Source organism: Bradyrhizobium sp. UFLA05-125, from assembly GCF_059803515.1.
On the sequence record NZ_JBANBJ010000084.1, the window covers coordinates 1 to 23,112 of the forward strand.

General features: G+C 60.4%; 21 protein-coding genes and 1 pseudogene. 19 read left to right on the plus strand and 3 right to left on the minus strand.

Going from position 1 to position 23,112, the window contains the following annotated elements; genetic code table 11:
* From SO156_RS39480 to SO156_RS39535, 12 genes and pseudogenes are all read left to right on the plus strand, one after another.
* Positions 1-250 (plus strand): annotated as a pseudogene (locus tag SO156_RS39480) (hypothetical protein); the annotation flags it as partial.
* Positions 247-1,983: a hydantoinase B/oxoprolinase family protein gene (locus SO156_RS39485; protein ID WP_498538547.1), complete on the plus strand. Its 1,737-nt coding sequence runs from the start codon at positions 247-249 to the stop codon at positions 1,981-1,983. The pseudogene SO156_RS39480 and the gene SO156_RS39485, both read left to right, overlap by 4 nt.
* Positions 1,980-2,909, plus strand: coding sequence for a 4-hydroxy-tetrahydrodipicolinate synthase (gene dapA / locus SO156_RS39490; RefSeq protein ID WP_458150167.1), 930 nt, complete (start codon positions 1,980-1,982; stop codon positions 2,907-2,909). Before SO156_RS39485 ends, dapA begins: the two co-directional genes overlap by 4 nt.
* Before the next feature lie 121 nt (positions 2,910-3,030).
* Complete coding sequence (locus SO156_RS39495) at positions 3,031-4,026, plus strand: ABC transporter substrate-binding protein (RefSeq protein WP_458150168.1); 996 nt, start codon at positions 3,031-3,033, stop codon at positions 4,024-4,026.
* A 37-nt stretch (positions 4,027-4,063) separates the two neighbouring features.
* Positions 4,064-4,900 carry an ABC transporter permease gene (locus SO156_RS39500; RefSeq protein WP_458150169.1) on the plus strand — a complete coding sequence of 279 codons (837 nt, stop codon included), beginning with the start codon at positions 4,064-4,066 and terminating at the stop codon, positions 4,898-4,900.
* Complete coding sequence (locus SO156_RS39505; RefSeq protein ID WP_498538548.1) at positions 4,900-5,718, plus strand: ABC transporter permease; 819 nt, start codon at positions 4,900-4,902, stop codon at positions 5,716-5,718. The genes SO156_RS39500 and SO156_RS39505 overlap by 1 nt, the downstream gene beginning before the upstream one ends.
* Before the next feature lie 37 nt (positions 5,719-5,755).
* On the plus strand, positions 5,756-6,829 hold the full coding sequence (locus tag SO156_RS39510) for a hypothetical protein (RefSeq protein ID WP_498538549.1): 1,074 nt from the start codon (positions 5,756-5,758) through the stop codon (positions 6,827-6,829).
* A 10-nt stretch (positions 6,830-6,839) separates the two neighbouring features.
* Entirely contained in the window at positions 6,840-8,420 is a 1,581-nt protein-coding gene (locus SO156_RS39515; protein ID WP_498538550.1) for an AMP-binding protein, read from the plus strand.
* Positions 8,421-8,433: 13 nt separating this feature from the next.
* Positions 8,434-9,204 carry an SDR family NAD(P)-dependent oxidoreductase gene (locus tag SO156_RS39520; protein WP_458150173.1) on the plus strand — a complete coding sequence of 257 codons (771 nt, stop codon included), beginning with the start codon at positions 8,434-8,436 and terminating at the stop codon, positions 9,202-9,204.
* Positions 9,205-9,233: 29 nt separating this feature from the next.
* Positions 9,234-10,316: an ABC transporter ATP-binding protein gene (locus tag SO156_RS39525; RefSeq protein ID WP_458150174.1), complete on the plus strand. Its 1,083-nt coding sequence runs from the start codon at positions 9,234-9,236 to the stop codon at positions 10,314-10,316.
* 4 nt (positions 10,317-10,320) lie between these two features.
* A complete protein-coding gene (locus SO156_RS39530) occupies positions 10,321-11,751 on the plus strand; it encodes an FAD-binding oxidoreductase (RefSeq protein WP_498538551.1) in 1,431 nt (476 codons plus the stop codon).
* A gap of 527 nt (positions 11,752-12,278) precedes the next feature.
* A complete protein-coding gene (locus SO156_RS39535) occupies positions 12,279-12,449 on the plus strand; it encodes a hypothetical protein (protein ID WP_458150176.1) in 171 nt (56 codons plus the stop codon).
* 276 nt (positions 12,450-12,725) lie between these two features.
* Here SO156_RS39535 and SO156_RS39540 read toward each other — a convergent pair whose 3' ends face one another.
* Both SO156_RS39540 and SO156_RS39545 read right to left on the minus strand, forming a co-directional pair.
* On the minus strand, positions 12,726-12,899 hold the full coding sequence (locus SO156_RS39540; RefSeq protein ID WP_458150177.1) for a hypothetical protein: 174 nt from the start codon (positions 12,897-12,899) through the stop codon (positions 12,726-12,728).
* 458 nt (positions 12,900-13,357) lie between these two features.
* Positions 13,358-14,302 (minus strand): LysR family transcriptional regulator, encoded by a 945-nt coding sequence (locus SO156_RS39545; protein WP_498538552.1) that lies wholly within the window; start codon positions 14,300-14,302, stop codon positions 13,358-13,360.
* Between the two features lie 1,166 nt (positions 14,303-15,468).
* Between SO156_RS39545 and SO156_RS39550 the strand changes: the two genes are divergently transcribed.
* The 7 genes from SO156_RS39550 to benD are packed head-to-tail and all read left to right on the plus strand — an operon-like array spanning position 15,469 to position 21,649.
* Positions 15,469-16,632, plus strand: a complete 1,164-nt coding sequence (locus SO156_RS39550) for a muconate/chloromuconate family cycloisomerase (RefSeq protein WP_498538553.1) — start codon at positions 15,469-15,471, stop codon at positions 16,630-16,632.
* A 3-nt stretch (positions 16,633-16,635) separates the two neighbouring features.
* Positions 16,636-16,926: a muconolactone Delta-isomerase gene (gene catC, locus SO156_RS39555; RefSeq protein ID WP_458150180.1), complete on the plus strand. Its 291-nt coding sequence runs from the start codon at positions 16,636-16,638 to the stop codon at positions 16,924-16,926.
* Positions 16,927-16,982: 56 nt separating this feature from the next.
* Positions 16,983-17,876: a dioxygenase family protein gene (locus SO156_RS39560; RefSeq protein WP_458150181.1), complete on the plus strand. Its 894-nt coding sequence runs from the start codon at positions 16,983-16,985 to the stop codon at positions 17,874-17,876.
* A gap of 50 nt (positions 17,877-17,926) precedes the next feature.
* On the plus strand, positions 17,927-19,300 hold the full coding sequence (locus tag SO156_RS39565; protein WP_458150182.1) for a Rieske 2Fe-2S domain-containing protein: 1,374 nt from the start codon (positions 17,927-17,929) through the stop codon (positions 19,298-19,300).
* Positions 19,297-19,821 carry a benzoate 1,2-dioxygenase small subunit gene (gene benB / locus SO156_RS39570; RefSeq protein ID WP_458150183.1) on the plus strand — a complete coding sequence of 175 codons (525 nt, stop codon included), beginning with the start codon at positions 19,297-19,299 and terminating at the stop codon, positions 19,819-19,821. Before SO156_RS39565 ends, benB begins: the two co-directional genes overlap by 4 nt.
* Before the next feature lie 32 nt (positions 19,822-19,853).
* Positions 19,854-20,876, plus strand: coding sequence for a benzoate 1,2-dioxygenase electron transfer component BenC (benC, locus tag SO156_RS39575; RefSeq protein ID WP_498538554.1), 1,023 nt, complete (start codon positions 19,854-19,856; stop codon positions 20,874-20,876).
* On the plus strand, positions 20,873-21,649 hold the full coding sequence (gene benD, locus SO156_RS39580) for a benzoate diol dehydrogenase BenD (protein WP_458150185.1): 777 nt from the start codon (positions 20,873-20,875) through the stop codon (positions 21,647-21,649). Before benC ends, benD begins: the two co-directional genes overlap by 4 nt.
* A 321-nt stretch (positions 21,650-21,970) precedes the next feature.
* Here benD and SO156_RS39585 read toward each other — a convergent pair whose 3' ends face one another.
* Positions 21,971-22,948 carry a helix-turn-helix transcriptional regulator gene (locus SO156_RS39585; RefSeq protein ID WP_458150186.1) on the minus strand — a complete coding sequence of 326 codons (978 nt, stop codon included), beginning with the start codon at positions 22,946-22,948 and terminating at the stop codon, positions 21,971-21,973.
* Between the last annotated feature and the right edge of the window lie 164 nt (positions 22,949-23,112).

Below are 23,112 nucleotides of genomic sequence, written 5' to 3' on the forward strand. Positions count from 1 at the left end.
GCAGGAACGCGAAGGTGATCCCCGGCTACGTCAGGCGGTGGCGGACGCTGGGCGGACGTCGGTCACTGCCTGGTTTGACAAGTCAGGACCGGTCGAAACCACCGTGGTGCATCGATCCAAATTGGATCCTGGCGAGGTGCTGCAGGGACCGGCAATCGTTACCCAGTTCGACTCCACGACCGTCGTGCCGCCGCGCTGGTCCGCCCGTGTGGACGACGCGCGCAATATTATCATGGAGTTTCATCCGTGACCGAGACCAATCTCGATCCGATCACCCTGGAGATCTTGTGGAACGGGCTGCGTTCGACAACGGATGAGTGCTTCCTGACCATCCAGCGGTCTGCATTCTCAACCAACATCAAGGAGCGTCACGATCATTCGGTGGCGATCCTTGATGCAGATGGTCGCCTTATCGTGCAGGCGGAAAACGCATTGCCGATCCACCTTGCCTCGATGAGCGGTCTCGTCGAGATCCTCCAGGCGCGGTTCGTCGGAGATATTCGGCCTGGTGACATTTTCGTCGGAAATGACCCACATGTCGCCGGTGGCACGCATCTGCCCGACATCAATCTCGCCGCGCCGGTCTTTGTGGACGATAAGCTTGTCGCCTTCGTCTGCAACATCGCGCATCACGCCGACGTAGGTGGTGCAGCGCGAGGGTCGATGTCCGGTGGCCTGACCGAGATCTATCAGGAAGGTCTCCGCATTCCGGTCGTTCGGCTCTATAGCGCGGGAGAGCTGGTTCGCGATATCTTCGATCTCCTTCTTCTGAACATGCGCCTGCCGACGGAGCGAAAGGGCGATCTCAATGCGCAGATCGCGGCGTGCCGGCTGGGCGTCGAGCGTCTTCACGATCTCTGTGGTCGCTACGGGCTCGGAAAGATGGAGACCGCGTTCGACGAAATCATCGAACGCAGCCGCGCGCGGATGCGCTCTGCAATTGGGGCGCTGCCCGACGGCGAGTGGTCGAGCGCGGACATGATGGATGACGACGGTGCCGGTCAATCCGACGTCGTCATCGCCCTGACGGTCCGCAAGCGCGGGACGGAGGCTGTCTTCGATTTCACGGGGTCGGCTCGGCAGGTCGCCGGCAACATCAATCTTACCCTCAACGCCGTGCGATCTTCTGTCTGCTACGCCCTGAAGGCGTTGCTCGACCCTTCGATGCCCAACAACGAGGGTGTTGTGCAGTCTTTCGAAATCGTGGCGCCCCAGGGCACCATCGTGAACTGTGTTGCGCCCGCCGCGGTCGCCTTGCGTGCCAATACTTGTCAGCGCGTGATTGACGTCGTGCTTGGTGCACTTGCCTCCGTATTGCCGGAGCGCGTGATTGGATGCGCCAATGGCGCGAATACCAGCATGGTTTTCGCCGGCACGGACCCGCAGACCGGACAGCCTTACGTCTATCTTGAAACGCTCGGCGGCGGCATGGGCGCGCGGAACGATCGGGACGGCAAGGATGGCGTGCAAGTCCACATCACAAACACCTCGAACCTGCCGGTCGAGGCAATCGAGATGGAATATCCGTTGCGCGTCGAAGAATATGGTCTTGTCGTCGACTCCGGCGGTGCTGGGACCTACCGTGGCGGTCTCGGCCTGCGTCGGGTCGTTCGGCCGGTCGGTCATACCTGCGAGTTTTCGGGCGTAGGTGAACGTTTCCGCCACGCACCAGGGGGGATCTTCGGAGGCGAGCCTGGTCGACCCGGCCGGTTCCAACTGCATCGGACTGATGGTCGCGTCGAAGCGCTTCCGCCCAAGCTCACAGGCATGAAGCTCACGCCCGAGACGGCGGTCTCCGTCGAGACGCCGGGCGCAGGCGGCTATGGCCCTGCAAGCGATCGCTCGCCGACGTCGATTGCCGAGGATGCCGCCGCTGGAAAGTACTCCGTGTCGTTCATCGAGCGTCACTATCAGAGCGCCAGTAAGAGTGATCAAGTGGGCGACTCGCAACGCTTTGTCCCAACTGTGGAGACCACGGCGTGAAGACGGCAACAACCGCCTACCAAGGGATTATCACCGCGACTCCGACGCCCGTGGCGGCGTCGGGAGATATCGACAACCCGGCGGTTCGTAAACTTGCCGAGCATCTTGTCTCGGAAGGCGCCGATGGCCTCGCTCCCGTTGGGGGGACAGGCGAATATGTGTCGCTCACCCCCAAACAGCGACGACAGATGGTGGATGCGACGCTCGAAGCGGTCGGCGGTCGCGTGCCGGTGATTCCGGGCGTGTTGTCACCGGGCTTTGGCGAGACGCTGATCACCTGCCGCGAATTTGTCGAGGCCGGCGCTAGCGCCTTGCTCGTGGTGACACCCTACTATGCGCGGCCCACGCAGAACGGAATCGTCGACTACTTCAAGAAGCTGTCGGACGCCGTCGATGCTGACCTGATGCTCTATGAGATCCCGTACCGAACGGGCATTTCATTGACGCCTGAGACAGTGGACGCGTTGGCACGGCAAACTCGCGTCGTCGCCATGAAGGCCTGCAACCAGGATCTCTCGGTCCAGCTGCGAGCGATGGAGCTCGCTGGCGCTGAGATGTCCATTCTCACCGGCGAGGAAAATGTCTTCCCGCTTCACATCGCCATGGGCGCACGCGGCGGTCTGCTGGCAACCTCGTGCCTGTTTCCGCGGATTTGGGCCGAATTGTATCGCCTCGCTTCCGCGGGAAAGTTCGATCAGGCGAAGACCTTGCATGCGGAGCTCATGCCAACCGTCAACCTGCTCTATCGGGAACACAATCCAGGACCGCTCAAGGCCGCACTGGCCATGTCCGGTTTCCCCTCAGGAGAGACGCTCACGCCGCTTCTGCCGGTGAGCGAGGAAACACGACAATTATTGGCGAAGGCGCTTCCAGTTACCTTGGAGCGAGAAAGAGGCTTGCCGAATTTCAAGTCCACTGCCGCCTGAAGCTTTTCACGATGGGAATTTAGAGGAGGATCTCATGTCTGAGTGCAATGGGAGGTCAAGTGTAATTCGGCTGTCGCGGCGTCACTTGCTCAGGAGTATCGGTGGAGGCGCCGCACTGAGCATGGCCGCGCCGTTTGTGCTACGGCACGGCCGCGCCGAGGCCGCTTCCAAGAACCTGGTCTTTGTGACCTGGGGTGGCACCTACCGCAGTTCGGTCGAGGAGGGACTGATCAAGCCCTTCATGGCCGAGACGGGCATCAATGTGACGGTGATCGATACGCCGGACCTTGCCAAGGTGAAGGCGCAAGTTACAACCGGTAACGTTGAATGGGACGTCTTCGATGCGCCAGGTGCGATGGGCACGGCCGGTTCGAAGGCGGGATACTGGGAGCCGCTGAGCTCCTCATTATTCGATGCTTCGGACTTGTCGATAGCGGCAACGACGGATCTGGTGCCCTTCTACACCTTCGCCGGTGGCATCGCCTATGATCCCAAGCGCTATGCCGAAGGCAAGTATCCCAAGAACTTCGCCGAATATTTCGACGCCAAAGCTTTTCCGGGTCGCCGCACCTTCCGTAACCGCCCGAGCGAAACACTCGAGGCCGCGCTCCTGGCGGATGGTGTTCCTCCTTCCAAGATCTATCCGCTCGACGTCGATCGAGCTTTCAAAGCACTCGATCGGATCAAGCCGAGCGTAGCCAAATGGGTCGATTCGACCCCGCAGACCATCACCTTGCTCCAGACGAATGAGGTCGATTTCAGCTATTCGTACGCCTCGCGCGTGAGGACAACGGGTGCGACAGGCGCCGGCATGGCCTTTTCCTTCGCCCAGACACTGAACGGGCTGGAATACCTTGCGGTGCTCAAGAACGCGCCGAACAAGGACAATGCCCTGAAGTTCGTCTCCTATGCCATGCAGCCGGCAAGGCAGGCAGCGGTCATGGAACTGCTCGGCAACACCCCGGTCAGCAAGAAAGCATTGCCGATGCTCTCGGCTGACACGCGGAAATGGCTGCCCGACATGAGTTCCGGTCAGAACCTGATCATGGACGAAATGTGGTGGTCGGACAATTTCGAGAAGCTTAGCCGCCGCTTCAAGGAGTGGGTGCTCACGTGAGTGCTCCGGCGACGAAGATCGTGATCGGACTCTGACCGTGAGCGGTGTCGAGAACTCACGGGCAGCGGCGGCCTACGTCTCGCCAGCGGCAATTCTGTCGCTGGCGATCGCGGCAGTGCCTCTGCTATTCATTCTCGTCACCAGCGTGGACGGACGAGCGCTCTCACCTGAGGCGTTCGAGAACCTTCTCTCGAGCACGCTGTTCCGGCGCTCCCTCTATACGACTATCGAGATCAGTGTCTCGGCTTCACTGATCAGTCTCGTGCTCGGTTATGCGGTCGCGTTGCATCTGGCGCGTCAGTCGCCGCGGCGCCGCGCCCTCTATATGGTGCTGGTGCTGCTACCATTCTGGACCAGCATCCTGGTCAAGAGCTACGCCTTCACAGTCATCCTCGGCCGGGAAGGCGTGATCAACTCTTTGCTGAGCTGGGTGTCGGGCTCGCACATTGCATTGCCGATGATTCTCAATCGCTTCGGCGTGATGGTCGGCATGACGAACTACCTGACGCCGTTCATCGTCTTCCCGGTGCTGGCGAGCCTGCTCGCGATCGATCCCGCGCTGTATCGGGCTGCCGATATCATGAGCGCGCGGCCTACCCGGATCTTCTTCACGATAACGCTGCCGCTCAGCCTGCCGGGCGTCATGGCTGGCGTTTCCAGCGTGATGGTGATGTCTCTCGGCTTCTTCATCATCCCAGCACTGCTCGGCGGGCGGCAGGACGTCATGCTCGCCAATCTTGTCGATTTCTACACGCGTGAGACGCTCGACTGGAACATGGCCGCTGCGATCGGGGTGTTGTTGCTCGTCATGGTCATCCTGCTCTCGGCGCCGGCGCTGTGGATCCGCCGCAATCGCCTTGTCAGGAGGACGTGATGTCGGTCACCTCTGACCAGCGCGACTCGCTCAAACGCCGCTATCGCCGTTTTGGTTCGCTGCTCGCTGGTCTGGTCTACGCCTTTCTCCTGGTGCCGAGTCTGATCGTGGTTCCGGTTTCCTTCGGGACAAAGAATGAGATCCGTTTCCCGCCGCGCGAGTTCTCGATCGAGCTCTATCAGATATTCTTTTCTACGCCCGCCTGGACCGGCCCACTGTTGCAAAGCCTGAAGATCGCGCTCATTGCGACGTGCCTCGCACTGCTGACTGCGGTTCCGGCCGCCTATGGCATCGTCCGCTACGAATTTCGCGGCAAGCGAGCAATCACACTACTGATGATGAGTCCGCTCGTCATCCCGGCCATCGTCATGGCGCTCGGATTGTATCTGTACTTCTCCTATGTGCGTCTCTCCGGCTCGACCCTGGCGCTCGTGCTCGGCCACACGATCTACGTCACGCCGTTCGTCATCGTCATGATCGCTGCTGGTGTCCAGAAGCTTGACCCGAACCTCGAGTTCGGCGCGACTCTGATGGGCGCCGGCCGCTATCGCATGTTTACCTCGGTCGTGCTGCCACAACTCGTACCCTCGATCCTCGCGGGCGGTCTGTTTGCCTTCCTGATCTCGTTCGACGAGGTCGTGATCTCCTGGTTCCTCGCTTCGGCGACGACCACTACACTGCCGGTAAAAATGTATTCGAGCATCCAATGGGAGATATCGCCCGTGATCGCGGCCGTCTCAACGATGCTGACCGTCCTTTCCTTCGTCATCTGCATGCTGACCGCGGCGCTTCAGCGTCCGGGTACGCCGGGACAATGACGGCCGGAATTTACACTTTTCTGAAGGATTGAGGCCCATGCACAGTTCAAGCCACGATGAAGAAGATATTGCTGCGCTGCGCGCACGCGTTGTGCTCGCGAACAAATTTGCCTGGACTGTGGTCTCCGGCCTCACGGCGGTTTGCTTTCGCGAGCGAGGTGAGAAAGCGCTGAACGACATCTGGGCTGCATTGCTGTCCTCGGAACAGAAGGCCCGTTTTCAGTCGGCTTTGGTCAAGCTCGGGATTCACAACGATCCGCCGGCGCTCGCTGCCGCGAAATACCATTACTTCAGCAATTCGATTGGCGGCCTGAACATGCAGCTCATCGAAGAGAGTCCGAAGAAGGTTTGGATCCGCTATCTCTCGCCGTGGGGCACCTATCCAGGCATCTCCGCGCTTGCGGTACCGACCTCAGTGCGCCGGACAATTCTTTCGACCTGGCATCCGCGTAATGGCAGCCTCCTTGGCTGTCCGCGACTCGGTTGGGTGGCGACCAAGTTTGTGGCCGAAGGACACCCCTACGATGAGGGCTACTTCCAGGAATATGATCACGACCTGGCACCTGAGGAACGCTTTCGTGTGGAACACGTCGAGCGGACGCCGGAATTCAACCCTGAAAGGGCGCCGAAGCTCGATCCGGCGATATGGCCTGAGGCGCGTTGGCTGAAGGGCAGCTACAGCTACGGTGTCGATTATGTGCAGCATGTCATTCAGATCATGCACCGCCTTTTTGGGGCGCCGGCGGCGCGCGACTTGGTTGCGACTGGGATGCGGTTGCTCGCGGTGCAATTCGGTCCGGATCTTGCCAAGGCAAGCGGCGAGGAGGGGGCCTCGCCCGTGGCAATTGCAACGAGCTTTGCCGCGATGCTGCGTTCGTTCCGAAATGAATGCAGTATCGAATCGACGTCAGCCGATAGCGCCGTGCTTCGCATTCGCGGATTCATGCCTTTCGCATACGAGGCCAATGAGGGACTTCGCCAGGCGGTGTTTGCGCTCTTCGCGATGATGACGCGTCTCCGCAACGGTCACGTTGCGGTTGCCAGAACCTTCGACGCTGCCGGCCAGGTTGAGAGCTGGACGCTCACGGACGAAAAGCGCTGGCTCTGGTAGCGAGGCCGAGATGCGCAAACAGACCGCCTGGTTTTCCGACGACGAGAGCGTGCCGCTTCTTCTCGAGCGCTGCGCGCGAGAACGGCCAGATCATGTTTTTTGTCGGCAAGGTGACGTCTTCACCACGTGTGCCGCCATGAACAGCGGCGTCAACCGGGCGGCCCATGGTTTTGCGGAGCTCGGCGTCGGCAAGGGTACTCATGTCGCGGTGATGCTCGGGCATCATCTCGATCACATCACGATTTTCTTCGCACTGATGAAGCTCGGTGCCGTGCAAGTGCCGATCAATGTGAATCTCAAGGGGGCGGGTCTCGCCTATATCGTCGATCATGCGGCGCCCGAGTTTCTCGTCGCCGACGGCGACTATGCTCAGAATCTGGATCCCATCTTGGTCGAGCGACCCAACATCCGGCAGCTGTGGCGAGACGGGGCTCCGGCCGACCGGCGAGCCGTCGCCTCGATCGATACCATCCTGTCGCATCCAAACGATGCCAATCCTGGCGTGGATGTGCGCGATGATGACCTCCGCACTATCCTCTACACGTCCGGAACCACGGGGCCCGCCAAAGGCGTGGAGATGACGGATCGTATGCTGCGCGCAGCGGCGTTGGGGTCGATCTGGATCGGGAATATCCAGCCGGGAAGCGTGCTTCATTTCTGGGATCCGATCTACCACGTGTTCGGCAGCGAGGTGCTTGTGCTCTCGCTGATGGTGCCGGTCACGCTTGCCCTCGTCGCGCGCTTTAGCGCCTCGCGATTCTGGGACGAGGTGCGGGAATACGGGGCCACTCATGTCCACTTCGTCGGCGGCGTGCTCCAACTCCTGTTGAAGCAACCCCCAACAGAGCAGGATCGCAAGCACGGGGCCACAATTGCGTGGGGTGGCGGCTGCCCCATCGGCGTCTGGCGCGAATTCGAGGAGCGATTTGGCGTCGAGATCCGCGAAGGATACGGGATGACCGAAACCTCGAGTTTCAGTGTCGTCAACACTGAAGGCAGGCTGGGCTCCATTGGCAAGGCGGTCGACTATTTTGAAGTCGAAATTGTGAATGAAAGCGGTGGTTCGACCGCGCCTCGTGAAGTCGGAGAAATCCGAGTTGCCGAGAGGGAGCGCGGCGTCATGGTCGCGCATTACCATAAGGATCCGGAGACGACAGCCAAGACGATCCGTGACGGCTGGCTCTATACCGGCGATCTCGCCTATCGAGACGAAGACGGCTTCATCTTCTTTCTCGGGCGCAAGAAGGACAGTCTCCGGCGTCGCGGCGAGAACATTTCCGCATGGGAGGTGGAGCGGGTGATCAATGATCATCCGGCAGTCGAAGAGAGCGCTCTCATCGGCGTGCCGAACGAGCTGGCCGACGAAGACCTGAAGCTCTTTGTCAAGCTCAAGCTGGGGCAGGATCTGGGGGCCGCTGAACTCCTAGGGTGGTGCGAGCCTCGTCTCGCGGCGTTCCAGATCCCGCGCTTCGTCGCTTTCGTCGACGATTTTCGTAAGACGCCGACCCAACGCATCCAGAAGCAGTTTCTCTCAAAAGCGATCGACGATGGTTGCTTTGACCGGGAGCGGGTGAGCACTGCGAATACCTAAAACAGAGGAAAAGATGCAGCTCGAAGGTAAAACAGCGATCGTCACTGGTGCCGCGCAGGGCATCGGTGCCGCAATTGCACGCGAATTCATCACGGAAGGTGCCAACGTCGTCATCGCCGACGTCCAAGATCAACGTGGCGCGCAACTCGCCGCCGAGCTCGGCGATCGCTGCCGCTACAGTCATTGCGACGTCGGCAACGCCGAGCATGTCACGCGCTTGGTCGAGAAGACCTGCGACTGGTTCGGCGGTATCGATATTGCGGTCAGCAATGCAGGCATTAATCAGAATGCCGAGATCCTGGAGATCACCGAGGCCGATTTCGATCGGGTCCTGCGCGTCAATCTCAAGGGCGGCTTTTTGGTTGGGCAGGCCAGCGCACGCAAGATGGTCGAACTGGGTCGCAGGGGCGTGATCATCAACATGAGCTCGATCAACGCAGTAGTTTGTAGCCCTCACATCGTGCCCTACGCGGTCAGCAAGGGTGGATTGAACCAGCTGACTGCGGTTATGGCTCTCGGCCTTGCCAAGCACGGTATCCGTGTCAACGGCATCGGTCCGGGGAGCATTGAAACGGAGCTGCTTGCACAGATCGTCAACACCGATCCGGCTGCTTTCAAGAACATACTGTCGCGTACGCCCATGGGTCGTCTCGGTCAACCCGAAGAGATCGCGAAGATCGCCATTTTCCTGGCGAGCGATGCGTCGAGCTATATGACCGGCCAGACCATCTACGCGGACGGCGGAAGGCTTCCGCTTGCCTACACAGTACCGGTGCCGGCATGATCCCCCAGAAGCGGACGGAGGTGCTCGCCATGACAGCCATCGAAGGTGCGTCTGCGCCGATGATCAGGCTTGATGGCATCGGCAAGACCTATGGTGAATTTACAGCGCTGCATCGCACCGACATCTCGGTCCGCAGGGGTGAGTTCCTCACGCTTCTGGGGCCGAGTGGCTCTGGAAAAACCACTATCCTCAACTTGATCTCTGGTGCCGTCGGCGTGACCTCCGGCCGCATCTTCATCGATGGACGCGACGTGACAGAGGTGCCGCCGCGCGAGCGTGGAATCGGCATGGTCTTCCAGAATTATGCGCTGATGCCGCATATGAGCGTCTTCGACAACGTCGCCTATCCCCTGAAGATCAGGGGGCTGACGAAAGCCGAAATCGCGGACAAGGTGTCCGATGTGCTCGCTCGCGTCGGGCTTACGGGATTCGAGGCTCGCAAGCCGCGCCAGCTCTCCGGCGGCCAGCAGCAGCGTGTCGGCATCGCCAGGTGCATCGTGTATTCTCCCAAGATCATTCTGATGGATGAACCTCTCGGCGCGCTTGACAAGAACATGCGCGACCAGATGCAGGAAGAGATCAAGCGCCTTCACATGGAGCTTGGTACGACGATCGTCTACGTTACGCATGATCAGGAGGAGGCGCTGAACCTGTCTGATACCGTGTGCCTGATGGAGAGCGGTCGTGTCGCGCAGATCGGTCCCCCCGAGGAACTCTATTTCTCTCCGCTCAATACATTTGCGGCAGAGTTCATCGGCGAATCCAATCTCTTCGACGTTGTCTCTACTGGCGACGGTCTTCTCAGATCGTCGGATGGCATAACCTTTCGTCCGGCTCAATCGGCAAGCATCGGGAAGAGGGTGCTGGTGCGGCCCGAGAAGCTGCGGATCATCTCCGAAGGCAATCTTCCGGCTGGCGGCGTGAACGCGCTTTCAGGGGAGGTCGACCACGTCTCATTCGTCGGGGGCATGACGCGTGTGACTGTGCGCAGGGCCAACGGAGGCACCTTTGTCGCCAAGAGCATTTCAGAGCGAGCCGCCCTTCGCGTGCGACCCGGAGACAGGCTCCACGTAGCATGGGATGACGGCGATGTAATCCTGCTGAACGGCTGACCCGATGTCCGATGCATTTCTGATCGCGCTTCGTGCAATCGCGGATACGCTCCTGATCGAGGAGCCTGTGGAGATGCGGCCGCATCTCGTCGATTGGCGGAAACGTCACGAAGGATCCGCGTTGGCTGTCGCGCTCCCGGGGTCGACCAAAGCTGTTTCCGAGATCGTCAAACTCTGCGCCGATCGCCGCGTCCCGATCTATCCGCAAGGTGGAAATACGAGTGTTTGTGGCGGATCGGTGCCGGACATGCTGGGCAATGGCATAGTCCTGAATCTGCGGCGAATGAACCGGATCTTATCCGTCGATCCCAAGGATAATTCATTGCTGGTTGAGGCGGGCTGTGTGCTGGCGAACGTACAGGATGTCGCACGCGCAGCGAACCGTCTGTTTCCGATGAGCCTCGGAGCAGAGGGGTCGTGCCAGATTGGTGGAAATATCGCGACCAACGCTGGAGGAACCGCGGTCGTCCGCTATGGAAATATGCGCGATCTGGTTCTCGGTATCGAGGCGGTACTGCCGGACGGAACGATCTGGAATGGCTTGCGGACCCTGCGTAAGAACAACAGTGGCTATGATCTGAAAAACCTGTTCATCGGTTCGGAAGGAACGATAGGGATCGTCACCGCTGCGGCGCTAAAGCTGTTGCCTTTGCCGCGTCATACGATCACCGCGCTGGTTGCGACCAATTCGATCGAGGACGCATCGCAACTGGCCCTTGACGTTCAAACTCAATTCCCGGGCACGGTTTCTGCCGTCGAGCTGATATCGGCGAGCGAATTCGAGCTGGTCGTCACGCACATTCAGGGTACGGCACATCCGTTGTCTAAGGGTGCGCCTTGGTATGTCCTCGTCGAGTTGGCCGGCGCCGAACCCGAGGATGTGATGTCGGATCGGCTAATGTCAACTTTGGAAGCGTCGGTGAACTCGGGAGCTGTTGCCGACGCGACTATTGCCACCAGCGAGCGCCAGCGGCATCAGCTCTGGCACATCCGGCACCATGTCACCGAAGCGAATGTCAAGGCAGGCATGGGCCTGACCCATGATATTGCGGTGCCCCCTGCAAAGATTCCCGAGTTTGTTCGACGCGCCGAGGCGGCCCTGGCGTCGGCGTTTCCCCAAGCTGTTCCGATTGTCGTTGGACATTTGGGAGATGGTAATCTGCACTACATCGCCATGTTCAGCCACGCCGAGTGGGCTGCCAAGGGAGACAAATCGGCCTGTACGCACGGCGTCGGCCATCTCTTGTATGATATAGCTTCCGATCTTGGCGGCACCTTCAGTGCTGAGCACGGCATTGGCTCAATTCACCTAAAGGAGATGGCGCGTTACAAGTCACCTGTGGAGATGGAACTGATGAAGAGAGTAAAGTCCATGTTCGATCCAGCCGGCATCATGAATCCCGGCAGGGTCTTGCCGGCCTCCAACATCGGCTGAAATCCGGAAACGATGATAGATACACCGCAGCTGTTACGTTGCGAGACGATTCACGCCCCTTACACTGGGAGAGCGGCATTTGGCGACTAGCGTCGCCAGTTAAGCCGGCCATTAGAAGTTCCGTCTATGCTGTTGCGCGGTGCTTCTAGCAGGATCGACGAGACAAAGCCACGCAATCGTTGCACGGCAGCGAAACGATGCGGTCGGGTTGAACGGGCATTGAGCCATTCGAGCTGGCTTATCGGGGGACGCCACAGGTGTTTGATAGGATGGTTGCGGCTGGGGAGATGACGAAGCAGACGAAGATTGACGGGGTCTGGCGTTGGGACAAGCTGGCCCTTGATCGGGCGACTCAGACGAACGAGGCGGACGAAGAAATTTCGGAATCTGCGCCATAGCGGCCATCTCGTCATCGCCGGGGCGGGTTTCTTTTTTTCTGCCGACGTGAACTGCTTCACACTGATTTTTCGGACCGGTTCTAAAATCGTGGCGCGCAATGACGCGCTGCTCGATTAGGACATTTGGCCATGGCTATTGCACAATACTCAGCAATGCCGTCCCTAGTTCGTAGCTACGACGGCTTGATAATTCTTGGTTACGTGGTCTTTTCAGCTATCGCGCTCGTCGCGATCTACTTCGCGGCAGGCGGACCAAGCTTCAATGCCGCTGCTCTTTCCCTGATGGATGTAATGCCCTAATGCGGCTGGCAGGGTGGACTCTCGGCTGCTCGCTCCTGATTGCTGTCGGCGCATGGTTGTTGGTTGGCCCGCCAGAAGCGGACGCGTGCAGCGCGTTTCTGGCTGCTGCCAAACACTGAGCAAGCTTCGTCATGTCTAACGAAGTGGCAAGGTACCTAAAATTTGCAGAGGAATGCCGGGATCGGGCAGCGAACGCGCGCAATCCTGCAGACGAACAGGCTTGGCTCGCACTAGCCGACGAATGGTCAAAGCTTGCCCAGCAGGACCGCGACGACGCTAGCGACTGTGCTTCATCCGACTGATTGCAACAAGAAGATCGGGACGTTCGAGCACTTCAACCAATTGATCAAGGATTACGCGCTCGTTGGTGCGTGGTTGGGGCTTGAGGTATTCTTCCAGAATACGCTGCGCATCCCCAAGGGCTTTGGCAGCTAGCTCTTCGTCACGCATGAATCGCACTCCGTTGAGCGATTGATGCCTTTTAATCAACTAATGGTGCATTTGGTTCCAGTCGTATAACCAGACTAGCCGTTTCGGGTTAGGCGCTCCGTGTCAGTTGCACCCTCGGACCCGCCGGCCCCGGTTTTGTCTGATCGGCGGTGTAGGCCGGCGGTCCTTGGGCTGAGCGCACGGGGAAGGACGCTCCTAGCAAAAATGAGTCGAATTCGACCGGTTTGAGGTTCAGGAGTCGAAAAGCGTGAACCTTATTGTCCCTTCCCAGCGCGAAGTCCTAACCGGACCTCGTTGAGCCGCGACACGTTTTGGGAGACGTGCGTCGCTGCCCCTTATGCGCTTGACCAATTCATAGATCGCTAATTTGCCTGTCGAAAATCAGCAATTGGCAGCACGGAACCTGTCGTAAGGGCCGGCCACCGCGGCCTGCGCGTCAGTTCCGCCGTGAGACGTTGCTATGGCACGGAATTGCCACGGACCATAGACGAACTGGGGGCTGGGTGGCCGGTAGATGTATCCCATTTGTCGAATTCGCGAACTAGCTTGATCAGTTGCGTGAGCAGCATTGACGCGTCATTCTTGCGATAGCTCATGATGATCGGCGAAATCATCTTCGGCTCATCGAGGTCGATAAAGCATACGTCGTCGCGCCCGAAGCGCCTCACGGAGGCAGGCACGATGCAGACCCCGCCACCAGAGGCGACAAGACCGAGCGCGGTCTGCAACTCCTTCGCCTCCATCGCGACCCGCGGCTCAATGCCTGCATCGCGATAGAATGAAAGAACTTGATCCGCGTAGCTCGGCCGCGGCGACTTGGGATAGACAATAAGAGGTTCGTCAGCGGTTGCGCGCAGCCGCAACTTTCCCTTCTTGGCCGCCAATTTGTGCCGGCGTGGTACCACAAGGCAGACGCGTTCTTCACGGATGACGCTACGGACGATCGCCTCATCGTCGAATCTCAGTCGGCCGAAACCTACATCGATACGACCGTCCTTTAGTGCTGCGACCTGCTCGAGCGTCGTCATCTCCAGAAGATTGATCTCTGCGCCGGGCATGATGATGCGGAAGCGGCGGATCAGTTCCGGAAGAGCGTCGTAGAGGGTGGATGCGACAAAGCCAATGTTGAACTGTAATACCGTGCCTTTGGCGATCCGCTTGGTCATCGCGCGCATCTCATCAATGCGCTGCAGGATCTGGCGTCCCTGTTCGAACAGATATCGTCCGGGCTCTGTCAACGTAAGCGGTCGCCCACGATCGAGCAGACGCACGCCCAGTTCGTCCTCGAGCTGCTGTACTTGGCGGCTTAACGGTGGTTGCGCAATGTGGAGTTTCTCGGCGGCGCGACTGAAGGAGCCCTCCGCAGCCACGGTGGTGAAGTAGCGCAGATGACGGAGCTCCATGGGAACAGCCCTCCAATCGCGTCCATACCTCTCGAGTATTGAGATAGACACAATCGATCCTTCGCTTCAAGCTGATCCGGCAACCCCTCCCGCTCGCGGAAACGCGACGCGTCATTCAACGGAGCGCCGACGCGGTGCGGACCGGCTGGGAGGACAACATTGGGATCGGCAAGCATCGGCTCATCCGACAACGCCGAAACATGGATGTAGGCCGCGACGCGGGCTGTGCTTGACCGTCGAGCGACATAGTACCCGACGTGTCCCTCCGATGAGGAGGGGAATTGGGCGGGCACCATACCCCGCAGGTATGAATATAGACTGAGGCGGTCCTGTTTCGATCGGATGTTACGCCCTAGGGTGGTCTCGCTTCATCCACCATCGTGGCGGCGGCAGTCTCGCCAGGACTGCCTCCCGTTGCGATCCTAGCAGCTTCTCCAGCCAGGAATGCGCCGTGATCGTTTGCAGTTGCAACGTCCTCAGCGAGCTCGAGATTAGATCTGCGATCGCAAGCGTCGCACCGTGCCCGCGGGTCAGTCGCGTGTACGCCTTGCTCGGCTGCACGGCGAAGTGTGGCCACTGCGCCTGCACCATCCTCAAGGAAATCCGAAGCTTCGCGCCTGTGGATCGAACCGCAATTGGAGCGGCCAGCGCCTAAAATCCCTAGATCGGCGTGAAGGGCTGAAAGTCGATCACCGATCCAAGTGCTTAACCGCAGGGCTGCGCGCAGTGAATTCGATGCGGCTTGAACTCTGCGAGCCGCCTCTGACCTGAAGATCGAAGCGCTATCCCGATGCACGTGTGCTCCAAGGCCGACAATCACAACAATGTTTAGCATGTCTCAACGGGCTAGCAATCGCCGGCCGGGTAAACCGAGTGCTCATGGGACACCTTGACGTAGAGAAAGAGACGACCGTCAGCCATTGGCTCCAGCGAGGCGGGTCGCCTTGCTTTTCGAGAGGGTGACCGATCGGGGCGGCTATCGAAGGTCCCTGGCGGCGGACGACACACCGATACTCGTTGTCGAACGTACGGAAAAGCAGAGGTGACCATTGTCCCATCTGAAGCCGTATACCTCACGGGTATAATATTGGACCCAATCGGTCTTTGCCATCGATGCCGCAAATATCTAGTTTTCAGCCAAGAAATGCGAATTCGAGGATGCGCCGGTGACGAGCAAAGCTGCCCAGATCGATACCTTTATAGTCGATGTGCCCACGATAAGGCCTCACGTCCTGGCGATGGCCACGATGCGCAGCCAAGCCGTCGTTCTGGTCCGGATCACCTGCTCAGACGGTGTCATCGGGATCGGCGAGGGCACCACGATCGGTGGTCTGAGCTACGGCGAAGAAAGCCCGGAAGGCATCAAGCTTGCAATCGATACCTATATCGCGCCGGTCCTGAAGACCTGTGAAGTGTCCCGTGTCGCCGAGACAATGTCGAAGATCGGTCGCAGCGTCGTCGGCAACCATATCGCCAAGTGCGCGATCGAGACCGCGCTGCTTGATGCCGCCGGCAAGCGTCTCGGCGTGCCCGTCTCCGAACTGATCGGCGGGGGACGCGTACGCGACCGCCTGGCGGTGGCCTGGACGCTCGCGAGTGGAAATACAGCGCGCGACATCGAGGAAGCCGAGGCGATGATCGAGGCCAGGCGACATTCGATCTTCAAGCTGAAGATCGGCAAGCGCAGCGTGGCCGACGATGTCGCGCATGTTGCGGCGATCAAGAAAGCTATTGGAAACCGGGGCAGCGTCCGCGTCGACGTCAACCAAGGCTGGGACGAGGCACAGGCCGACGCTGGCATGAAGATGCTGGAAGACGCCGGCTGCGACCTGGTCGAACAGCCGGTCGCCCGCGACGCGCTTGCCACCATGGCGCGTCTGTCCGCGCGGCACGGCATCCCGCTGATGGCCGACGAGGCGCTACATGGTCCCCGCGACGCGTTCCGTGTTGCCGCCAGCGCCGCCGCCCGCGTGTTCGCCGTGAAGATCGCCCAGTCGGGCGGACTGCATGCCGGTCGCGACGTCGCGGCCATCGCCGATGCCTCAGGGATTGGTCTCTATGGCGGCACCATGCTCGAGGCGGGTGTCGGCACCGCAGCTTCCGCCCATCTCTTCGCGACGTTTCCCAAGCTCGCCTGGGGTACCGAGCTGTTCGGCCCGCTCCTGCTCACGGAGGAGATTTTGGCCGAGCCGCTGGACTACGCCGACTTCTCGCTGGGGGTGCCGACGGGGCCTGGTCTCGGGATCGCGCTCGACGAGGACAAGATCGCCCGGTTTCGTCGGGACCGCACCGCGCCAACCTTGCATGTCGTCGCAGCGAAGGGAGCGTGACGCATGCTCACGATGGTTGAGATGAACGTCCGTGTCCCGATGGACTTTAACAAGGATGAAGCCGCACGCCTCAAGGCTCGCGAGAAAGATCGGTTTCAGGAGCTCCAGCGTGCCGGCAAGTGGCGCCACATCTGGCGCGTCGTCGGCCACTACGCGAACGTCAGCATCTTTGATGTCGAGAGCAACGCCGAGCTTCACGACATCCTGATGAGCCTTCCGCTCTATCCGTTCATGGAAATGAAGGTCACGCCGCTATGCCGGCACCCTTCCTCAATCTACGACGACGAGCGCTGAAACGTTTCGAACGACGAACGTCCGTATGCCGGACTTATAACCAAGGGAGAGACGACATGGATACGAGCTTCGTGAAGACTGCGAACGTCCAGGCATTGATCGACAAGGCGGCGGGCCTCAATCAGCCCGGCGGGGATGCGCGCCTGAAGGCCATCGTCCGCGACATCGTCGAGGCCGGCGCCGAGATCATCGTCCGGCACGACATCAGCGAGGACGACTTCTGGGGCGCCATCAATTTCCTGCAGAAGGGCGCGCCGGAGTTCGGTCTGCTGGTGCCAGGTACGGGCCTCGAGCACTTCCTGGATCTATTTATGGATGCGAAGGACGCGGAAGCAGGCCGCACTGGCGGTACGCCGCGCACCATCGAGGGGCCCCTTTACGTCTCCGGCGCGCCGCTTGAGGAAGGCGATGTCAATCTGACAAAGGATCCGGACGAGACTGGCAGCCTGTACATGAGGGGGCGCGTTACCGGTCCGGATGGCGAACCGGTCACGGACGCGATCCTGCACGTCTGGCACGCCAACTCACAGGGCTGGTACTCGCACTTCGACCCGACCCGTGAACAGACGCCGTTCAACAACCGCGCGCGCATCAAGCTCGGCGCCGACGGAAAATACTCTTTCCACTCCAAGATGCCGAACGGCTATTCCGTGCCGCCCGGCGGCGCCACCGACACGCTGATGAAGGCGATCGGCCGCCACGGTCATCGCCCGGCACACGTCCACTTCTTCATCGAAGCGCCCGGTTACCGGAAGCTGACGACGCAGATCAACTTCGGCGACGATCCGCATGCGGCTGACGACTTCGCGTTCGCCACCCGCGACGGTCTGCTGCCGGTCCCGCAGCGCCAGGGCGACAGCGCCTACATCAACTTTGACTTCCAGCTCCAGCGCGCCGGCGACGGTTCCGACGAGCACCTTTCCAGCCGCCCGCGTGCCGAGGCTGCCTAAGCCCCGGTAGCGCTGCGACACGGCAACAAATACGAAGAGGAGAGGAAACTATGACGACACTGCTGGAGCGCATCGACGGCGCGGTGGTCGAAGACAAGGAGCGCGGGCTCTTCCGGTGCCGGCGCGACATCTTCACCGATGCTGAGATGTTCGAGCTGGAGATGAAGCACATCTTCGAGGGCAACTGGGTGTTCCTGGCGCACGAGAGCCAGATACCTGAAAACAACGACTATTTCAGCGCCTGGATCGGCCGCAAACCGATCATGATCACCCGCGATAAGGCAGGCGAGCTCCATGCGATGATTAATGCCTGCGCCCATCGCGGCGCAATGCTATGCCGGCGAAAGCACGGCAACAAGGGCAGCTTTACCTGTCCATTCCACGGTTGGACCTTCAGCAATTCGGGCAAGCTCCTCAAGGTTAAGGACGGCAAGACTGGCGACTACCCGGCCTCGTTCAACACCCACGGCTCGCACGACCTGGCGAAGGTTCCGCGCTTCGAGAGCTATCGCGGCTTTCTGTTCGGCAGCCTCAATCCGAACGTCGCTTCCCTCGAGGAGCATCTGGGCGGCGCGAAGGCCGTGATCGACCAGATCGTCGACGGGGCGCCTGGCGGCATCGAGGTGCTGCGCGGTAATTCCTCCTACATCTACGACGGCAATTGGAAGCTCCAGATGGAGAACGGCGCCGATGGATATCACGTGAGCTCCGTGCATTGGAACTACTCGGCGACCATGGGCCATCGCAACTATGAGAACGAGGGCACCAAGACGGTCGACGCCAACGGCTGGTCCAGGAGCGTGGGCGGGGTCTACGGCTTCGAGAACGGACACATCCTGCTCTGGACCAATCTGCTAAATCCCGAAGTCCGGCCCGTCTTCAATCACAAGGACGAGCTCGAAGCGCGTCTCGGCAAGGATCGCGCCGGCTTCATCATCGGTCAGACCCGCAATCTCGGAATCTATCCGAATGTCTACCTCATGGACCAGTTCTCGACGCAGATCCGTGTGGTGCGGCCGATCAGCGTCGACGAGACCGAGGTGACCATCTACTGCTTCGCGCCCAAAGGAGAGGACGCGAAGGAACGCGCGACCCGCATCCGGCAATACGAGGACTTCTTCAACGTCTCCGGCATGGGCACGCCGGACGATCTGGAAGAATTCCGTGCTTGTCAGACCGCCTATGTCGGCGCCGGCGAACTCTGGAACGACCTCAGTCGGGGCGCCGTCCATTGGATCGACGGCCCGGATGAGAACGCCAGGGCGATCGGCCTCGAGCCGCTGCTGAGCGGCGAACGCAGCGAGGACGAAGGCCTGTTCGTGCGCCAGCATGAGTTCTGGGCCAAGTCGTTGCGCCAGGCGGTCCTGCGACATGGCGGCGAAGCGGCAGGCGACGTCGTTGCGTTGCGGGGAGAGGCCGCATGAGCATCGCAACCGCCAGCACGCTCGTGCCCATCAGCAATTTCGATCTCGAACAGGTCCGCTCCTTCCTCTTTCGTGAGGCGCGGCTGCTGGATGACCGGCAGTGGGACGAATGGATCAAGCTCTATTCGCCCAAGGCCAGTTTCTGGATGCCGGCGTGGGACGACGACGACCTCCTCGTCGAGGACCCGCAGCAGCATATCTCGCTGATCTACTATCCCAACCGGGAGGGGCTGGAAGATCGCGTCTTCCGCATCAAGACCGAGCGGTCCGGCGCGAGCACGCCGGAGCCGCGTACCAGCCACAATGTCTCGAATGTCGAAATCTTGGAGAAGCGCGACGGCGAGCTCGACCTGCGCTTCAACTGGCACACGCTCAGCCACCGCTACAAGAAGACCGACAGCTTCTTCGGTGCCGCCTTCTACACGCTGGATACGCGCGGTGAGGAACTGCGGATCCTGACCAAGAAGGTCGTGCTCAAGAGCGACTACATCCACCAGGTCATCGACATCTATCACATCTGACGCCGCTCGTTGGGATCGCCGGAGAGCAAGACATGACTTATCGCGTAGCACTCAATTTCGAGGACGGGGCCACCCGTTTCATCGATTGCAACCAGGGCGAGAAGGTCCTGGACGCGGCCTATCGCAACAAGATCAACCTGCCGATGGACTGTTCGGATGGCGTTTGCGGCACCTGCAAATGCCGCTGCGAGCAGGGTGAATACGATCTCGGCGACGAATATCTCGACGACGCCTTGAGTCGAGCCGAGTCCGACGAGGGACTGGTGCTGACCTGCCAAATGGTGCCGTCCTCGGATTGCGTCATCGCCGTGCCGGTTCCGTCCACCGCCTGCAAGGTTAAGCCCGCTGAACATGGCGCCGAGGTGAGCTCGGTCGAACTTGTCTCGGACAGCACGATCATCCTGAGGCTCAAGCTCGACAGACCGGACGCGTTGGGATTCCTGCCTGGCCAGTACGTGAACCTCACGGTGCCCGGGACGAGCCAGCTTCGTTCCTACTCGTTCAGTTCGAAGGTGGGGGCGAGTGAGGCCAGCTTCCTGATCCGCAACGTGCCGGGCGGTCTGATGAGCGGCTGGCTCGCGAGCGAGGCCAAGGCCGGCACCAGGATGACGTTTGTCGGACCACAAGGAAGCTTCTTCCTACGCGCGGTCGACCGCCCGGTCGTGATGCTCGCCGGCGGTACGGGCCTCGCGCCGATCCTGTCGATGCTCGAAGTCCTCGCCGACCAAGGCACCGACCAGCCGGTGCATCTGATCTACGGCGTCACCAATGATGGTGATTTGGTCGAGATCGAGCGGATCGTAGCGCTTGCCAAGCGACTGCCGACGCTCACCTGGGCGACCTGCGTCGCCAACCCGGATACCACCCATCCGCTGAAGGGCTATGTCACGGCGCATCTTGCGGACGAGTATCTCAACGACGGCGACTGCGACGTCTATCTGTGCGGTCCGCCGCCGATGGTGGAGGCGGTGCGGATGTTCTTCACAGAAAAGAGGGTGAGTCCCTCGCATTTCTTCTACGAGAAGTTCTCTGCGACCGAAGCGCTGGCAGCATGATCTTTGAAGGGCGCTTTGCCGGAAAGACGCTGGTCGTGACCGGTGCCGCTCAAGGCATCGGACGTGCCGTGGCACTGCGGGCCGCGGCTGAGGGCGGCAACGTCCTGTTCGTCGATCGTGCGGACTTCGTCGGTGATGTCGCCTCGGAAGCGGGTGTCAGAGGCCGCGGCTTCGAATGCGATCTCGAAACCCACGAGGGTGCTGAAGCCGCCATGGCCGAGGCCATCAGGCACTTCGGTGCCATCGATATCCTTATCAACAACGTCGGCGGCGCAATCCGGATGCGACCTTACCACCGGTTCGAGCCGCAGCAGATCGAGGCAGAGATTCGGCGCTCGTTAATGCCCACCTTGTGGTGTTGCCACGCCGTGATTCCGCACCTCACCCAGCGGGGCAGGGGTACGATCGTGAACGTCTCATCGAACGCGACGCGCGGCATTCACCGGGTGCCATACTCGGCGGCAAAAGGGGGAATCAACGCGATCACTCAAAGCTTGGCGATGGAGTACGCGTCGGGCAACATACGCGTCGTCGCGACGGCTCCCGGTGGCACAGAGGCGCCGCCGAGGCGAGTGCCGCGCAACGCCGATGGCGACACGGCTGAAGAAAAGGGATGGATGAACAAGGTCGTCAAGCAGGTTAAGGAATCTAGCTTCCTTGGGCGGTACGGCTCAATCGACGAGCAGGTCGCACCAATCCTGTTCTTGGCGTCGGATGAAGCAAGTTATGTCACAGGCAGTATCTTGCCCGTCGCCGGTGGCGACCTCGGGTAACTCTGCGACGTCGTTCCGCGCGCAAGGTCCACGGTTGGACCTTGAGCGAGGTCGCCGAGCGTGCTGGGATCTCGATCGCCCGTTGGCAGCTACCGGCCTTGTGACCGCCAAGGCGGAGGTCTCCGATGTCCGCGTCGGGTCACAAGCGGCGATCCGGGCACGCACACCCCAGCGTCCGGCTTGCCGCCGACAGCCGCCATGACAATGGCTTGAGCGCCGTTCAGCATAGGGCCATCAACAGCAGACCTTTGGCCATCATTGCCCTGCAAATTTCCCATCACGGACTATTCGTTACTACTCACGCGGCGCAGGGATTCGAGGTCACCTGGTGCTGCCTCCGGCGCAACGCAGGCCACGTGGCGACTCGCCGAAGCGCGCCCGGAACAATCGATTGAAATGCGAAACGTCCGAGAAGCCGGCTTCTAACGCGATGTCGGAAATTCGCTGCGTGCTTGCGTGAGACTCAGTTAGCAGTTCGAGCGCCCGCTGGAGACGCAACTCATTCACGTGCCGGGTGAACGATGATCCTGATGACGCGATCAGTCGCTGCAGATAGCGAGGTGAGATGCCTTGGCAGCGCGCTACCATCTCGACGCTAAGCTCTGGCTGCTGAAAGTGCGCGGCGATGTAATCGAGGGTGGCGCTGCAGCGCGCAGCCACGACCGCGTTCACGTTGCTCTCCCCTAAGGGAGTGCATTCGCCGATCGCGAGCGCCACGAGATCATAGATGTGAGCCAGGACCGCATCACGCAGCCTGGGGGCGGCCAGGGCCCGATCCTTGAATGCCGACTTTAGATAAGCCATGAGGAGCCGGAGCGCTTCAGTTCGGTGTGAAATCGGCCGCATGGCGAGGCTTTCGACATTCGCCACGCGCTGTGCAAGTGCGTGGCGGGGCACGGCCAGACCGAATAGCAATCCGTCGACATAGGTGACGTTGGCGGGCTCCGAATGCAGAATTGCGGCTGCGTCGCCGGCGCGAAGCTCAACTTCCTGGCAGCGCTGCGACAGCAGACTTCTGCCGGGAGCGCAAACGATGATTCCAATCGAGTCGTCACTATCAGCGATGCTCGCTTGCAAGCGCTTGAACCGCATGGAGGAGCCTTTCAATGCGAGGCGGCGCAACCCCCGGACCGCTTGCAGCGTTGCGTCGGCCTGAAACGGAACGTCCGACAATGGCTCGATATCGACGTGGACTATGCCTCGCCCAAAGCTCTCGCGCCAAATAGGGACTCTCATCCGTTCCGGAATCTCGCGCGTCGAGAATCGATGCGATGCGAATTCGGCTGCATCCGTGGACATGGGGACCTCCAGCCCTGATAAGACGTTGGGATCAAATGCTGCGACAAATTACTGTCGGTATCTGTGATTTGCAGATCGCGCACTGACATGCTCTTGGGCCGTGCGCATTAGTCCAAGAAGTTGCACTATTGACCTGCTAGTCTCATTCACCTGTGATCGATGCT

Bases quoted from the DNA above. Each gene is read 5' to 3' on its own strand.
- SO156_RS39495 (WP_458150168.1), top strand. From the start codon at position 3,031: ATGGCCGCGCCGTTTGTGCTACGGCACGGCCGCGCCGAGGCCGCTTCC.
- SO156_RS39505 (WP_498538548.1), top strand. From the start codon at position 4,900: ATGTCGGTCACCTCTGACCAGCGCGACTCGCTCAAACGCCGCTATCGC.
- SO156_RS39510 (WP_498538549.1), top strand. From the start codon at position 5,756: ATGCACAGTTCAAGCCACGATGAAGAAGATATTGCTGCGCTGCGCGCA.
- SO156_RS39515 (WP_498538550.1), top strand. From the start codon at position 6,840: ATGCGCAAACAGACCGCCTGGTTTTCCGACGACGAGAGCGTGCCGCTT.
- SO156_RS39520 (WP_458150173.1), top strand. From the start codon at position 8,434: ATGCAGCTCGAAGGTAAAACAGCGATCGTCACTGGTGCCGCGCAGGGC.
- SO156_RS39525 (WP_458150174.1), top strand. From the start codon at position 9,234: ATGACAGCCATCGAAGGTGCGTCTGCGCCGATGATCAGGCTTGATGGC.
- SO156_RS39530 (WP_498538551.1), top strand. From the start codon at position 10,321: ATGTCCGATGCATTTCTGATCGCGCTTCGTGCAATCGCGGATACGCTC.
- SO156_RS39535 (WP_458150176.1), top strand. From the start codon at position 12,279: ATGGCTATTGCACAATACTCAGCAATGCCGTCCCTAGTTCGTAGCTAC.
- SO156_RS39540 (WP_458150177.1), bottom strand. From the start codon at position 12,899: ATGCGTGACGAAGAGCTAGCTGCCAAAGCCCTTGGGGATGCGCAGCGT.
- SO156_RS39545 (WP_498538552.1), bottom strand. From the start codon at position 14,302: ATGGAGCTCCGTCATCTGCGCTACTTCACCACCGTGGCTGCGGAGGGC.
- catC (WP_458150180.1), top strand. From the start codon at position 16,636: ATGCTCACGATGGTTGAGATGAACGTCCGTGTCCCGATGGACTTTAAC.
- SO156_RS39560 (WP_458150181.1), top strand. From the start codon at position 16,983: ATGGATACGAGCTTCGTGAAGACTGCGAACGTCCAGGCATTGATCGAC.
- SO156_RS39565 (WP_458150182.1), top strand. From the start codon at position 17,927: ATGACGACACTGCTGGAGCGCATCGACGGCGCGGTGGTCGAAGACAAG.
- benB (WP_458150183.1), top strand. From the start codon at position 19,297: ATGAGCATCGCAACCGCCAGCACGCTCGTGCCCATCAGCAATTTCGAT.
- benC (WP_498538554.1), top strand. From the start codon at position 19,854: ATGACTTATCGCGTAGCACTCAATTTCGAGGACGGGGCCACCCGTTTC.
- benD (WP_458150185.1), top strand. From the start codon at position 20,873: ATGATCTTTGAAGGGCGCTTTGCCGGAAAGACGCTGGTCGTGACCGGT.
- SO156_RS39585 (WP_458150186.1), bottom strand. From the start codon at position 22,948: ATGTCCACGGATGCAGCCGAATTCGCATCGCATCGATTCTCGACGCGC.